The sequence below is a fragment of the Polyangiaceae bacterium genome (assembly GCA_016715885.1).
Lineage (GTDB): Bacteria > Myxococcota_A > Polyangia > Polyangiales > Polyangiaceae > Polyangium.
On record JADJXL010000002.1, the window covers coordinates 301,695 to 316,924 of the forward strand.

The following is a 15,230-nucleotide window of genomic DNA, read 5'->3' on the forward strand; positions in this document are numbered from 1 at the left end:
ACCGCGGACCTGTCGATGACGGGACGGCTCGAGTCCCTCTGAACGCATCCAGCTACGTCTTCGCTACAGTGCCCGGTCCTCTCGCGAGCACCTGCCTACGTCTTCGAGCCGTGGTTTGGTCCCATCGGCAGCGCTTGCTTTCGTCTCCGACACGTAGCCGGTCCTTGTGCGAGCACGCGGCGACGCCTTCAATCCTTGCCATCGGTCACATTCGAATCACCGGGCCACGGCTTCGAGGCGCAGGCGGGTCCATTCGAAAGCACGCGGCGACGTCTTCGACACATTCGCCGATGCTGTTTGAATGACTAGGTATTATTGAGGTTTGTTTTCGCCGGCCGATTCATTGGATTTGCCGGCCATTTCCATGTTGTGAAGCGTATCGAAGAAACCGAAGACGCGTTGTTCGAGGTCTCGGGGCAGGTTCGCGTCGCGTTCGATTTCTTTTTTCAGGTCTTTGCGGAAACGATTGAGTAGCCCCATCGTTTTCGTTCGCAAGACGAGCGCTTGGGCGCGAGCGGCTTTGGGCACGTCGGCTCGTTCGTCGAGCAATCCTTCGAGCTTCTCGGCTTCGGTCAAAAAGGACGTGGCGACATCCAAGAGCGTTCGGTTCGGGTCCCACGGGAGCACGAACATTTTCAATGGTTCGCCGAGGGATTGGAGCAGTGGTTTGCGCTTCATTGCGCGTTCCGCTTCGGTCGCGTACGAACCGGTCAACTCATCGAGTGACGGAATGAAGGCTTCTCGAATTTGTCGCGCAGCAGCGACCATTTCGAGCGATGCATCGGGATCGTGAAAACATGCCTCGGTGACGAAGTACATGACGCGACCGAGGCGATCGTGGCGTTCGTCGGTCGTACGAAGCTCGATCTTGTACGGGGGCGACGTAATGGCTTCTGGGATGGCATCGATGGATATGCGCGCCTCGTGCAGGTCTTCTTTGTAATACGCGCCGGCCTTGCTCGCATTGAGCGCATCCGTGCGTTCGACGAAGAGATTGCGCAATCCACGACGAATCGTGACAATGCTGTAGTTCATGTGAGCGATGTTGGCATGGATGCGTGAGGGGTGTCAACGTTTCTGTCGGCGCTGGTCGACTCGACACTTGGGGGTGGAGGTCGGTAGCGAAGCGCGTCGGAGCCGCATGAGCTTGACACTTCCCTGCGACGCTGTGTACGGTCGGCGCGCAACATGGTGCGACCATACTCGTCTCAGCGGCGACGTTGCGCGTTTTCATGGTGCGTGGAGGCCGGAGTGAGCCGCATCGATGTTGACAAGAAGAGTTTGGAAGGAGCTTGGAAACGTCATGAAGAGCTAGGGCGAAAAAATCCCGCGCACGATGACCACCTGCTTCTGCTGCTGTACGCGGTCGAATGTTGTCTTAATCATTGCCTCATGAGTCGGGAAAAACTTCACCATACGTCCCGCATTCCCGAGGATGCACGGTTTGGGCATGCCATCGATCGTTTGGCTGCGAAGCTTGGAGCGCCCGAGATAAGGGGATATACCGCTGAGACGCCATCGGGAACGTATATCGCACCGGAAAACCTTCATTCGCTTTTTCGCTATGGCGGACGACTGACTCGGCAAGACCGTGATCAGCTATTGCATAGCCTTCAATCCGTCCTGAATTGGGCTGCGGAGAACCAGTCATGAATTTATTCCTCACGCACCGAGACGTGGCGCGCCGCCTGCAAAACGCCAAAGCAGCTCCTTGGGTGGATGTCGTGAGCAATCCGCATGAAATCCGCATTTATGTCGCGGATGATGCGCGACAAGGGGTCCCGACCGTATTGTCTCACTTGCTCGGCGGGGCATGGGATCCTCTTGGTTCTCTCGTAAAACTCCAAAGCGTGCCAGGCACCGACCGCATACTCCCGGTTCATTACGCTTCGCCAGATGAAATTTGGCCTGTCGTGACTCGTCCCTTGTGGAAAGGGCAAGGGATTATCGATTTGCCGCCGTTTCCCGACGACCGCACGATTGCTTCATACCATTCTTACAAAGGCGGTGTCGGTAGGACGACGACGCTTTTGGCCACGTTGGCGGCTCTGCTGCAACGTCGTCCTCCGTCGCGTGTGCTCGTGGTGGATGCGGACGTCGAGGCTCCGGGGTTGACGTGGATGCTGCGCCGATCCGAAGTCGAGCGCCCATCGTTTCTCGATACGTTGGCCTTGATTCACGATGCTGATGACTGGCGTGTCGAAGCAATTCCTTTGGTTGCCTCGCTCGTGCGCACTTGGCCCGTGACGCTCGACCTGCCCGACGTGGGCCAGCGCGAATTCTTCTTTTTGCCAGCCATGCGCAATTCGCACGACTTGCTCGAGCCTCCCGTGATACCGGAGCAGGTCGTGCGGCGCCATGGCCGCGCGTTCGTCGTCGGCGATGCTCTTCACGCGCTCGCCGTGGCATTGGACGTGAACGTGGTTCTCGTCGATGCGCGCGCGGGAATCAGCGAATTCGCCTCCCCTCTGTTTCTTGATCCGCGTATCGAATCATTTGCGGTGACGACATGTGACTCGCAATCCGTCGAAGGCACGCTCGTGGCCCTGGACGCTGCGCGCGAGCGCGGCGTAGCGCGTACGACGGTGGTCGTCTCCATGGTTCCGCCGGGCGACGCAGGCGAACATGCGTTGACGCATACGCGCACTCGGTTGCTCGAATCTCTGGTGGAGCCCATGCCGGCCAGCGCGGAAACGCTGAGCCAAGCGGATGCAAACATCGAAGTATTGGCCGCCGACTTTGCTCAGGAGCTATTGGGCGGCGGTGCAATCGAAGATCTGCTGGGCATACGCATACCCGGCACGAGGTTGGGCAAGGACGTGGGCTCCGCTCTTGCCACGCGGTTGGTTCATCAAATAGTGGCTCCCGTCGTGCCCACCATGCCCTTCAGCATCGATGAATTCATTCGGCTGACCGAGCGCATGGAATACGCGGAATTGAATGCCGAGCCGGGGTTGTTGAGCATTCCGGCATTGCGGGCGCTGGTTACGATGGCGCCCAATCAATTGCCGAATCGCGTCGTCTTGGGAGCAAAGGGAGCAGGAAAAACCTTTGCCTGGGGTCAAATGGTGCTCGCAGGAGATTGGTCCACGTTTGCACAACGTGTTCGGGATGGAAGCCCCCTGCCACCAGTTCCCATTCTTCCCCTGCTACAATCTGAGGATCTCGGCGATGCATGGACGGAAAAAATACGCCGCAAGGAGCGGGAATTGGGCATCGAGGGTATCTCCCCCATCGACGCATTGTCGCATTTGGAGAAGGCCGACGAGTCCATCGACCCGGTCGCCGTGTGGGTGAACGTCATCCGCGCGCGACTCGCATTGCCCCAAGAGCCTCCGTCCGATGTGCTGACGTTGGTGAATCAAATTCGTGAACGATTCGAACGTGTCATTCTGGTGACCGATGGGCTGGAACGTTTTTTTCAAATCGATCCAGATTCGCCCATGCCCGAAAGCAAACGACGTCTGTTGCGCGCATTGTTGCAGGACATTCCCAATCGGTTGCGAGAACAGCCGGAATGTCCCTTGGGATTGGTTACATTTCTGCGTCGCGATTTGGCTGCGGCCGTCATTACCCAGAACTTCGGCCAATTCGAGGCGCGCAATGCAGACACGTCCCTTCGCTGGTCGCCCACCGAGGCCATTCGTCTCGTGGGTTGGCTGCTGCAATCTGCGCATTGGCCGCCCATTCAAAACATCGCCATCAACGAAGCGCGCATGGAGGATTTGGTATCCGTACTCTACGGCTTCTGGAACGAAAAAATGGGGGGCGACAAAGATGCCAAGACTTGGAAATGGGTTTTGGCAGCCTTGAGCGATTTCAATGCCGTGGTTCAAGCGCGCGACTTGGTTCGATTTCTCCGGGCAGCCGCACAGCAACATGCCAAGCCGGACTTGCCGCTCGCGCCCGCTGCAATGAGGAAGGCCATTCCGGAAGTGTCAGCGAAGAAAGTGGACGAGTTGGAAAGCGAAATTCCAGGGTTGCGCCCCGTGTTCGACAAGCTGCGCCGCGTTTCCCCCGAGCTTCGCGTCGTTCCATTCATCCCCGCCGACCTGAGTCTTACGTCCGCCGAAGTCGCATTCCTCGAAACCCTCGGCTTGCTCATTCGACCCGATCGCCCCGAAGACGATGCGTACCTGCAAGAGGTGGTACGACATGGTTTGGGTTATGGACTGGGTCGACGTGGACGTGCCCGTATCGTCTCGCTGTATACGCAAGCTTTGCGGCGAACGGGTTGACGAACTCATCATCGCCCATACCTTGTCCGCACCCGCGCACAACCTGGGTCGCGCACGAACCTGTGAGCGCGGGCAAGCTCCTGAAACGAGGGGTTGGACGAGGTGTTTCGTCGGGAATCCATTTGGACAGCAGAAAGCCGGGTTTTTCGTCCGCATTGCGCCTGTGAATGCGCAGCCGGTGCTGCTCTGCGAGCGGCGCGGCTCCCCTACGCGCGAGCAGGCGGCCTCCACCACGGACAAACCACAATGCTCGCGCAAGAGTTCGATCCGGGCCGCGCGCACTGACGCGGTCGGTGCCGGTGCCTCCCATGCAAGACCAAGCTCCGTGTCGAAGCCCATACTCCGATTCGACGTATTCGCCGAGCTGACGAGCAGGAACCGATCATCAATGGCGAGCACCTTCGCGTGAATGAACACCGAGCAGCCCTTGCCGGCTTTTTTGCCTTGGAACCGAGCGGGCGGCGCGCTGCTCGGTTAATCGCAGAATCCGATGCTGGTAGAGATCGAGATCCATTCTTTACCCTTCTCGGGCAACACAAGGCATAGGGCGGTCCATACGTCGGATCAGCGCATTGCCAATTTCATCGGACGAAAGATATTGATTTTCTATATAAATCAAACGCTCAGCTTGCTCGATGGCTCGCAGGTGCAAATGGTACAGCTCGTGGACCGCTTTTGGATCCTCGATACGTGGCAGCGTGCGCGCCAGTCCGACCTGAGGCGCGTCCACTTCGAGCGTCGGCGTGATCGGAATTGAATACGGCGCGACGAATGGCATTCGAGCGGCTCCGCGGTTGCGCGCTGCCAGCGCTCGCAAAACCAGCCGCGCAAAACGTCGACCGCATCGCCCGTCACGTAGGCTTGAACGTTGAAAGGGTCGAAGGAGAACCAACGATTATGACGAGGCGACTGGGCGGCGATCATCCCAGCGACGCTCCAGCGCCCAGAAGCAGGCGATGACCACGATGAGCTTTTGATGATGCCGCCCCGGGGCATGTTGTCCATTTTGAAATGAATGCGCTCGTGCCCACGCAGCTTGAACAGAAGTTTTTGTAATGGAATGCGCTCGAATGCGAATACAGGAGATGAGTCCCACGCGAGTATGTAGACCTGACACAACAGAGGGCGCGATCGCAGGCGTGGGCCGGAAGCAACGCGACACTGTTTTGAATTGCCACCCGCCACAAATGGATCGCTTTGCCACACACGTCGTAGACCGCCTTGTAGTATGCGACCATGATGAGCGGCCGAAGCAGGCGCAGCACGCGCAGGTAGGGGGCCCACAGGCAAGTGATCCGATGCTTGTCGCACGCCTCTAGTGCGAAAGCCCGACGGGAGGGCCACGAAACAGGATGGTGAGCGGCATCACGGGAAATGCGGCCAGCTGGGGCGCATAGGGCGCAACAGCGGAAGCGGCAGTGAAGCGGCAGATCATCGTTTGCGCGGCAATCGCGTCACCGGCGGGCGGATAAGCTCGGGCCGCGTTCGTCCTGGCGTACCGACAAGGCGTTTGACCCGGGGCCTTCAGCGTGTCACGAGTGCACAGCGAGGTTCGGAAAACCGGTCGGATCCGGTCCACGGTAGGCAGAACTGGTAGGTGTCGAGTATCGGCAGGCGAGTAAGCGTGCGCTGGTGCCGGATGGTCCGCCAAAGCGACGAGCGGAGCTGGGCTGATCCAGTTGGGCACGACCTCTTGCCGCAACGATGTCCGGACGAACCCCGATATCACCAGGCGCGAGATATGCGGCCCCCCACGTCCTCCGTGGATGTTGTAGGTCATGACCCGGAGGGGGCGCATGGCAGCCGATCGGAGCGAATCGCGTGCCAGGGAGGCGCGTGAAAGCGGCCGGGCGGCAATTGCTTCAGTACATCCGGCCGTATTGGCGAACGGTTACATCTTGGTAATCGTGTACGTGTCGATGACGGGGTCGCTCGCATCCGCGGTCAGCTCGTGCGATTCGATGGAGAGCGTCGTCTTGTTTGCCTTGACGAACGAATAAAAGCCGAAGACGCTCGTGCCATCGTACGTTCGGCTGGCATCCGTCCAGGCGCTCGTGCCATTGCCATACGCATCGGCTCCAGCGCCTGCGCAAACCATGTAAATGGTGCCTTTGTCGGGCGTGGGTTGCACAACGGGCTCGAGCGTTCCGGGAGCGAGTGGTCCGGACAGCGGCTTCGTGCGTTCGTAATTGTGATCGTGTCCCAGGGCGAGCAAGTCGACGTGGTACTTGTCCCAGATTGGCACGAAAAATTCACGACCGCGCAAAACGTCCGAATCTTCGCCGTGGCTCGATGACGAAAATTCAGCGTGATGGTGCGAAACGATGATCCACGGGACATTGGTGCGATTGGCATTTGCGGCTTCGAGGTCTTTTTCGAGCCATGCTTTCAAGAGGGGAGCGTATTCGGTGTCGCCATTGGGCGAGGTCACCCAGAAGTCGTCGAGGATGACGATATGCACGGGGCCGACGTCGACCGAATAGAAAAGCTCGCTGTATTTGGGAAACTTGGCGTCCTGGGGCAGCACCAGGTTCGAATAGAAGTGGACGGCGTGGTTTTCGTGATTGCCGTGCGTGGGCAGCATGAGGATTTGGCCGAGTGACGACAGCGTGCCATCGGAATCTTTCCACGAAAGATCGAGCCATTTGTGCCATTCGGCTTGATCCGTTGCGAAGTTGATCATGTCGCCGCTGAAGATTTGCGCCGTGACGCCGGCTTTCATCATGCGTCGTTGAATGAGGCGCCAAGCTTCGTTGTCTTGGCCGCGAGAATCGCCGCTGATGCCCAAAATGACTTCGGCATTCGGATCTTTGGGCGTCGTGGTGAACGAATACACGTCGCTCCACACTTCTTTGCCCGCGGGTCCTCCTCCGACGCGATAATAATACGTGGTCGCGGGGTCGAGTCCGCACAGGTAGGCTTCGTGGATGCGATCGTCGCCTTGGGGTGAAATCAGGCCTTCCGGCGAGACGAACGTGATGCCGGTGCGGCGGTTTTCCGCGGGCCAGGTGGACGGATCCGGCGTTTTGCCCCACGTGATGTCGCTGGCGAGCGTTTCGATGTCGGTTTGCCAAGCAAAACCAGCGGACGTCGACGGATCGGCACGGCCTGTGGCGCCCACGTCGACGTTGCCGCCGAGTCCGATGCGAACGCGACGAATGTCGGGCGCGGCGGAGACGACGGGCGTTCCTTTTTGAAACTCGATGTACTCGGCCCGCGTAGCGACTTCGAAGCCGCACCCTTCGGGTTGAAACTTTTCGATGAGCGCAGGTCCAGGAGGCGGTTTGGCTTGGGACGTGTCGTCGGCGCAGCCGACGGCGGCAGCGGCAACGGCGGTGAGGACCAAGAGGCCAGCGCAAGCGAGTTTGTAGGTGTTTGCAGAGCCGCGAATCAGAAGCCGTTTCATGAAGGCACCTCGTGAACGGGCGTGAGGATATCGCGAAGAGGTGGGGAGGGGAATAGTGAAAATCGTCTGTTCGGGTGACTTTTTTGTTTGCCCTCGGAAAAACGGTCCGGTAAAACGCCGACGTTCGAGGGAGGTATCCATGTCCAAGTGGAAGAAGATTGGTATCGGCGCTGCCGCGCTCGTGGTCGTGCTCTTGATCGTCATCGCGACGCGTCCATCCACGTATCACGTGGAGCGTTCGGCTACCATTTCGGCGTCGCCCGATGCGGTGTTTGCCCAAGTGGCGGATTTCAAAAAGTGGGATGCATGGTCACCATGGTCGAAGCTCGACCCCAACATGAAAACTACGTTCGACGGCACCCAAGGCACCGTCGGGGCGACTTATGCCTGGACCGGAAACGACGACGTTGGCGAGGGCAAGATGACGCTTACGGCTGTCGACCCGAACAAACGAGTCGACATCAAGCTCGAATTCATCAAGCCCTTCGCGTCGACTGCGCAAAACGGGTTCAAGCTCGAGCCTGCCGGCAAGGATACCAAGGTGACCTGGTTCATGGACGGGACGAACGATTTCATGGGCAAGGCAATGTGCCTCGTCATGGATATGGACCAGATGATCGGCAAGGACTTCGAAAAAGGTTTGGCCGACATGAAGAAGATCGCCGAAGCCGCACCTGCGCAGGCTCCCGAAGCCGTTCCCGCCGCCGCGAAGAATTAGCTCACAACTCCAAAAAGATCGGCGACGTCCAAGCTCGCTCCTGAACCTTCACGTTCAGTTTGCCGCCTTCTTTGCACCCTTCGACGCTCGGCGCTTTCTCGCAGTCGTAATGCGACCAGCGCCACGTGGGCTGCTCCAGCACCCGAGCATAATACAGCGTCGGCTTCGCGGGGTCGAACGATTTGTCCGACCAGTACACGCACGCTCGATTGCCTGAATCTTCCGGAATCGCGATCTTTTCGATGACCACGGACGCTTTTCCTGACGCATCCGTCGTCAGTTTGACGATTTCGACACGTTCGAGCGGTGTTTCGTCCTTCATGGCATGCACGAAGAGATACGGTTTTTCCTTTGATGTCAAAATGCCGCCCATCGGCACGCTGCCTGCGTCCACGAGGGCTTTGGGGAACATCGAATCGTCACACAGCTTCTTTGCTGCTTCGTCGTCCGTCACGCCACTTGCCGCGTAAAGCCGCACCACCATTCGCGGGCCGCTCGTTGCATACGTCTCGCGCCGTTTCATGGCGGCGAATATCGATTCGCGTGTGTTTTGCTCGGCCCATACGGCAGCAATGCCTCCCGGATTGAAATTCGGTGACGCAAGCCGAGCTTCGGGTTTGCTATCGGTGCCTCCGGTATGGCCAGGCCACGCGGATTCTTTCACGTTACCCGGCGTGGCGTTATGCGTATCCGTCGAACCGATGAAACCAAACTGCATGGGATTCGGCTGCTTTTGCGCGGTGAAAGCGAGCCCTCGCGCGAGCCCATTTCGTACGTAACCCGTTGCATTCTTTTCTTCGCTGTTGCCCGGCATTTGCGGCAGACCCAGCATTTCGGAAAGCGCCGAACCAGGGACCACCTCGAATGCACACCCCGGATCTCCGAGCGCCTGATTGGGTAAACATTCGCTGTTGCCCTTGTGCTGGAAGAATTCCACGAGCACCTGGTAACGCTTCATGAATTTGCGCGTCCGCGGATCGTTTGCGGTGTCCCACATCTGCCCGGTGCTTGCATTCGAATTGTGCGGGATGGTAATCGCATCACAACCTTCGGATGACTTGCATTCACGCGACAGCGCTTGCCAGAGCTCGATGGCCGAAGGATACCGAATGTAGTCGAATGGCGTCTCGGGCACCTTGTCACCCACGAAAATCACATTTCGATGCATGTTGGCCATACCCGATTGACCGCTCCATTCGTACGCCTTGAAGGTCGTGAAGCGACAGCGCTCGTATGCTGCATTGGCGGCTTCTTGCGTCCGTTTCCAGAGCGTACGCGCCTGCTGACGGCAACGTTCGCTGCGGGCGTCCGTGCCATTGCAGAGAATCGGATCCGACGGATCCTTCGGAATCAGCCGGAACAGCGTCCCGTATGTCACCACCGTTGCCGCCGTGCTTCCCGTGTTGCGAATGGCTTGGCAATACGGTGCATCGTAGCCATCCGCTTTCGGGTCCAACGTGCAAATACCTATCGGGCCCAAAAATTCGCTATGATCGGTGACGGCCATGAAATCGAGCGGCCGGTCGATCTTCGTCTTACCACCAGGATTCGGCGATCCTGGCGCCACTGGAACTTCGGCACCGCGGGCGAATGCATACGCAACGCTCGGATCCGCGCGCGTGCCTGTGGCATACGCATCCAGTGAATACGACGTGTGCGTGTGAAGTTCGCCAAAGTAGACATTTTTCAAAGGGTTTGCATCCGGACACGCCGCACCGGTATCCACGGGCGGCCCCGGATCCGGATCCGGGTCGGCCAAAAATGCAGCACCTCCCTCGGGCGCCTGTGAACCTCGCGAGCCACAACCGGCTGCCACGATCGAAACGAGCGCCGCCGCAAGCCCCGAAACCAACACCGTGCGTCCTTCGTACATGTCAATCCTCGGCAATCAATGACCCGCAACAAGGACACCTCGCACTCGGTCGAGCAGCCAGTACGCGGCAAGTCCTCCCGCAAGGTATGTCAAAACGATCGTGGATTGAAGAGAAAAACGGCTGCGAAACAAGAAATGTGAGAGCACGAGCGCCACGGCCAAAAACATGATTTGGCCCACTTCGACGCCAACGCCAAATCCAAGCAGCGCCCATCCAATGTTCTGCGATGGCATGCCCAGCTCCGCCATACCTCCAGCAAACCCCAGGCCATGCACCAAACCAAATACGAGCGCCAAGGCGGCCGCGGCGTTTGGCGACGGTGGCGCCTTGTCTTTGCGCTCCACGTCGAGCGCCAGAAGCAGTAGACTCATTGCAATGCACGCTTCCGTGGCTTCTTTCGACACGTGAATCCACCCGAGCGCTGCAGCGCTGAAGGACAAACCGTGCGACACGGTAAACGCCGTTTCCGCGATGAGCACGCTCTTCGGACGGCGCAAGAGCAGCACGAGGAGCAGCAGAAATAACAAATGATCCGCGCCTTCCAGGATGTGCTTCACGCCGAGCGGCACGTATTCGGTGAAATTCGCAAGAGCTCGCGATGCCGCTGGTATGCGAAAAATGGGCTCGGCAGGCGTGAGAAGGTGCGTCGAAGTCGTCCCATCGATTTGCGATACCCACACGACGGCTTCACTGATTTCGGTCCCAAGACCAGTCACGCCCGCATCACGCCCAGCGAGCGGACCATGGCAACGTAGCACGAAGGTGGAACCATTTTGCACGAGCACGTTCGTCGAGGGAACGGCTCTTTGCGGCACGTCATCGCCGGCGTTTTTCCATTCACATCCCGTCGGAAACTGGGGCGTCACGCGTACATCGACGGTCGTACGAAAACGCAGGATCGCCTGTCCGGGCGCGTGTTCGACGATTTCCACGTAAGCCGTGCGCATGCCGTGCGCGAATACGTCGCTCGAGCATACGAGGCAGAGCGCGACGAGAGTGGCAAAGGCGAATCGCTGCATCAGTCCTCTGCCGACATTTCGCCGCGTGGGGCGGTGCGACTGGTTGGTGAAAACGCGCGCACCCGGTTTTCACCGACGTACACTTCATAATCGCCAAAAAGCCGATTCACGTAACGACGCACGGCGTCTTCGCGCCTCCGCAATTGGCATTCCACGGCGAGTCTTCCCCGCACGTCCTGCATCTTGGCTGGTTTTTCCGGGATGAACTCGATGACGCGCACCAAATGCGACCCGTGTTTCGACGCGATGGGATCGCTCCAGGTTCGTGCAGGCAACTTCTGGATGGCTGCGGCAAAGTCGGGTCCGAAGGCATGGGCCACGTCTTCGATGGTCGCCGTGACGCGCCGATTCGTCGCGAATGATTCCCCAAACGGAGGCACTTCGTTCTCATGCGCAGGATCCGCCGTATACGCCGCGACTCGTTCTCGCAATGCCAACGCGGCATCCTGCGACGCCCCCACGACGTGCACGAATTGAATCGTTGCGGGCAATGTCCACTGGTCGCGTGTTTGAGCAAAACATTCTTCGAGCGCTTTGTCCGTCAGCGGTTCGGAGGCTCCGTCGATGTCTTCCGCAAGTACGAGCAATTTTTGGACGAGCCTTTGTCGTACGATGATGTCGCCCTCTGCAATGCGCAATCGCAATGCTTCACGGTAAAGGAGTTCGTCTTCGATCGCGCGCGCTTCGACGCGCTGCTTTTCTTCGGCCGAAAGAGACGTTTTCCCCAGCGTTCGTGCTTCGGCGGCGTGAAGCGCAGCAAGCACTTCCGGCTCGATACGAATGGCGCGCGTTTCCTTCGGCGCCGGCGCAATGGCAAAAAGCAAGCCGCCCAGCAGAAAAAAGTGGGTCATTCGGTGCCGAAGGGCGCTTTGGAAAAACCTGCCCGCTTTTGCGCCCATCACTCCAATTCCACCCGCGCGACCGCGATTTCCGAATTGAACCAGCCTTCGCCCGTGGGCCTGGAAAAACTCACGTAAAGAACGCGCCCGTTTTCCTCGGAAAATTCAGGGTGCTCCGCCATGTCGTAAATCCAGCCTTCGGACGTCTTCCGATCGCCCGTGAAAAGCACTGCCGTATCGGAATACGGTCCCCATATTTCAGGAGCCGTGCGGATGACCGCGTCATTCGTGCCCGGGTCCGAATAGATAGCCGTCCAGCGCCCGAGGTGCTCGTTGAAATGCACCGTCATGATGTCCGCACCATCGAAGAGCGCGTCGGCGTCATCCACGTCCGACGTGAAAGCTTCCCCATCCCAATAAGTCCACGCCGATCGCTCTTGCAGTTGATCGAGCGGCACGCGTCCAAGCGTGCACGGCTTTATGAAGCCATCTCCTTCGCATGAAAATGCGTAAAATTGGCCGTCCCGGATGACCGGCGAAATGCCGTAATTCGGCTCGTCTTCCCGAAACAGGAGCGTTGGATGCGGGGTTCCTTTGGCAACGACGGGCCTTTCGGGTGGCGCATTGAAATCGTTCCACAAGGCAAACCCATATCCAACTCCGTGGAAATTGAAATCTCCAGGCTCGGCATAAATGAGACCATACGGGATGATGCCGCGGCTATTCGTTTCGTCGAAGATGGGTCGTCCCGGCCATGCTCCGAAACGCGCATTGCACGGCTTTTCCGCGCAATCGTCACCTCGGTGCGCGACGTTGAATTCCTCTTCGTCCGCCGTGGGTGGGACCAGATAATGCGGCGCGCCGGCTGCATCGACGGGTTCGCTGAAACCTTGGATTCCATCGGATGCGTCGAAGTCCGATGTGAACGAAAACGAATTATGATGCCAATTCGTCCCAGCCTCGTCCGGCGATTCCAACACGGTATCGCCATAAGCCCATACCGACTTGCCAAAAAGGACGCCGCTCTGGCCTCCGTCTCGCCCCGTGATCACCGAATTTTGTTCGAGCACGAAGACTTCTTTCGACGACCGCACCGTCACCTCTGCCGGATCCGAACATCCGGCGGCGATGAACATGAATCCAAATGTCAACCAAAGCCGTTTGGAAATCAAGGCGTCACTCGAAGTGTTCTGACTCATGAGATACTCCTTATGTTTCTAATAATGCCAACATGACATCGAGGTCGGGAATCTGTTCCGTTGGAACCATTCGCTGCGCGTGACTGCGAGGTTTTATCGCGAGCCACCGCGAGGACAGGTTTACCTTTTCGATCTCACCGCGCGAAAAGACCTCCCCATTGACGGTGAGCACCAGCGCCCCGAGTGCGCAAGCGCCAAATCGTGTCTCGTCGCCGTTCGCTATGCGCGCCTGAGCTGCCAAGCGCCGTTTGTCGAACGTCATGCGTCGAACGTATTCGCCGAATTCATGCGGATTGCTCAATGGCGAAGGCAGCACGGTGCGCGCTCCTTCGGCATCGTCGATCCATAGCACAGTACCTGCAGGCGCTTTTTCGCCTGTCGGTTCCCAGAGCATTCCACCGACCGAGGTGACGTCATCGAATCGCACGTCGTGATCGCGGTGTTTGTCGCGTATGCGTACGCCGTGTTCGTGACACGTGACGCGTTGCCTGCGTGCCTGCGCGTATTGGGAGAATGCGTCCCACGAAAGCCAAAAGAAAACGAGCGCGATGACGCCGCTCACGATCGCCCCCGTCACGTTCACATCGCCAAATCGTGTCCATATGCCGAGCCAAACGCAATCGATGGCAACCACCAAGCAAAACAATCCCAGCACGACACGTATGCTCTGCTGCACGCGGGCGACGGAATGCTCGGAAACGACAGCGCCCAGTGGATCGGCAGTGCGGTACGGCGATTGCGCGGTCATGAAAAAAGCTCCCGCACGATCGCATCGAGCGATCCGTCACCTCGCATGAACGCTTTTCGCATTCGCTCGACCGGTCGCACATCCGGCGCCAATCCACACGCGGCTTGCGCTTCCCGTAAGAGATTGGCTTCCGTACCCGAAAAACGCCCGTCGATGATGGCCGCAGTTGCGAGCACTTGCAATGCCATCCTTTGTTCTGGTTTGTCAAGGCGTGATAGGCTTTCGAGAAATGCTCGGGAATCGTCGATTCCTTCTGGCAAAGGATCTTCGACGCGACGCATGACCTCGATGAGCACCGATTGCAGGTTGGGATGAAGATCCTCGGTGCGAACGATGGAGCTCGCCACGGCACGCACCAGCGTTACGCGACCTTCGGGCGACTGCGGTATCCCTTGGTCGAAAATGGCGGTCACGAGCTCGTGAGCTGCTGAAGGCCCCATGACGCGGATACGTGCTTCCCGTAAAACCACATAACACACGATGCCGTTCCACGCTGCCGTGCCCGGAACTGCGACGAACGGTAGCCACGTGCGCACGAGCGCGCGGCCCGCGATACGCCGCACGAGTATCTTGACGGCGAAATTCGTGATGCTGACTTTGACCTTGTAAAGCAGCGACGCCAAAAGCAATTTGATCTTCGACGCTTCGCGATGGGGATTCACCCCGAACGCGCTCTCCGTCGGATTGGGCAATTCGAGCGCCGCGCGGGCCAATGCTGCCGCAACTGCATTCTGTTCTTCCGTGGCGTCATGACCAAAAGGATCGAATCCGGCAGCTCGTGCCATTCGATGTACCGTGCGAAGCGAATCCCAATACAGAAAAATAATTTCGAGGATCGCGGCAACGACCGTAACGCCACCCACGATGGCCCAATAGCGCACGGTGATATCGAGATTCGTGTGCTCCGTGCCGAATACCTTGTCCGCGTATACCTCGGCCGCGGCTGCGAGCGCTGCGCTCAGCGCTCCGGCAAGGCCTGCGCGAAAAACGGCAGCACGCACGATGTTCGCGAGCGTCCTGCGTTCTTCGGCGTTGAGCACGTACACGGCATCTTGCGCATCGACTTTCGGCAAAGACGCCGACATGCGCCGGAAGTAGAGCACGCCGAGCCGTTCGAGCAGCGGAGGTGAAGCGCCCTTGTTTGGAGGTGCGGATGCCACATTGGCCGTCGTCATCGACGACCATGATA

General features: G+C 58.7%; 12 protein-coding genes. 3 read left to right on the forward strand and 9 right to left on the reverse strand.

Translation table 11 applies throughout. From position 1 onward, the window contains the following. Nucleotides 1–312: 312 nt before the first annotated feature. Entirely contained in the window at nucleotides 313–1,035 is a 723-nt protein-coding gene (locus IPM54_04735) for a hypothetical protein (GenBank protein ID MBK9259121.1), read from the reverse strand. 216 nt (nucleotides 1,036–1,251) lie between these two features. On the opposite strand from IPM54_04735, the gene IPM54_04740 reads away from it, so the two are divergent. Both IPM54_04740 and IPM54_04745 read left to right on the forward strand, forming a co-directional pair. Then, entirely contained in the window at nucleotides 1,252–1,653 is a 402-nt protein-coding gene (locus tag IPM54_04740; protein MBK9259122.1) for a hypothetical protein, read from the forward strand. After that, on the forward strand, nucleotides 1,650–4,238 hold the full coding sequence (locus IPM54_04745; protein MBK9259123.1) for a hypothetical protein: 2,589 nt from the start codon (nucleotides 1,650–1,652) through the stop codon (nucleotides 4,236–4,238). Before IPM54_04740 ends, IPM54_04745 begins: the two co-directional genes overlap by 4 nt. Nucleotides 4,239–4,755: 517 nt before the next feature. Here IPM54_04745 and IPM54_04750 read toward each other — a convergent pair. Both IPM54_04750 and IPM54_04755 read right to left on the reverse strand, forming a co-directional pair. Next, nucleotides 4,756–5,016, reverse strand: coding sequence for a hypothetical protein (locus IPM54_04750; GenBank protein ID MBK9259124.1), 261 nt, complete (start codon nucleotides 5,014–5,016; stop codon nucleotides 4,756–4,758). Nucleotides 5,017–6,129: 1,113 nt separating this feature from the next. Then, complete coding sequence (locus IPM54_04755) at nucleotides 6,130–7,644, reverse strand: metallophosphoesterase family protein (GenBank protein MBK9259125.1); 1,515 nt, start codon at nucleotides 7,642–7,644, stop codon at nucleotides 6,130–6,132. A 139-nt stretch (nucleotides 7,645–7,783) separates the two neighbouring features. Between IPM54_04755 and IPM54_04760 the strand changes: the two genes are divergently transcribed. Continuing rightward, entirely contained in the window at nucleotides 7,784–8,362 is a 579-nt protein-coding gene (locus IPM54_04760) for an SRPBCC family protein (GenBank protein MBK9259126.1), read from the forward strand. A 1-nt stretch (nucleotide 8,363) separates the two neighbouring features. Here the strand turns inward: IPM54_04760 and IPM54_04765 are convergent, their stop codons facing one another. The 6 genes from IPM54_04765 to IPM54_04790 are packed head-to-tail and all read right to left on the reverse strand — an operon-like array spanning nucleotide 8,364 to nucleotide 15,216. Further along, nucleotides 8,364–10,235 (reverse strand): DUF3604 domain-containing protein, encoded by a 1,872-nt coding sequence (locus tag IPM54_04765; GenBank protein MBK9259127.1) that lies wholly within the window; start codon nucleotides 10,233–10,235, stop codon nucleotides 8,364–8,366. Nucleotides 10,236–10,250: 15 nt separating this feature from the next. After that, nucleotides 10,251–11,255: a HupE/UreJ family protein gene (locus IPM54_04770; GenBank protein ID MBK9259128.1), complete on the reverse strand. Its 1,005-nt coding sequence runs from the start codon at nucleotides 11,253–11,255 to the stop codon at nucleotides 10,251–10,253. After that, the gene (locus tag IPM54_04775) at nucleotides 11,255–12,106 is read right to left on the reverse strand and encodes a peptidyl-prolyl cis-trans isomerase (protein MBK9259129.1); all 852 of its coding nucleotides are present in this window, start codon (nucleotides 12,104–12,106) and stop codon (nucleotides 11,255–11,257) included. Before IPM54_04775 ends, IPM54_04770 begins: the two co-directional genes overlap by 1 nt. Before the next feature lie 47 nt (nucleotides 12,107–12,153). Next, complete coding sequence (locus tag IPM54_04780) at nucleotides 12,154–13,293, reverse strand: DUF4185 domain-containing protein (protein MBK9259130.1); 1,140 nt, start codon at nucleotides 13,291–13,293, stop codon at nucleotides 12,154–12,156. A 10-nt stretch (nucleotides 13,294–13,303) separates the two neighbouring features. Beyond that, entirely contained in the window at nucleotides 13,304–14,041 is a 738-nt protein-coding gene (locus IPM54_04785; GenBank protein MBK9259131.1) for a hypothetical protein, read from the reverse strand. Further along, complete coding sequence (locus IPM54_04790) at nucleotides 14,038–15,216, reverse strand: hypothetical protein (protein ID MBK9259132.1); 1,179 nt, start codon at nucleotides 15,214–15,216, stop codon at nucleotides 14,038–14,040. The genes IPM54_04785 and IPM54_04790 overlap by 4 nt, the downstream gene beginning before the upstream one ends. Between the last annotated feature and the right edge of the window lie 14 nt (nucleotides 15,217–15,230).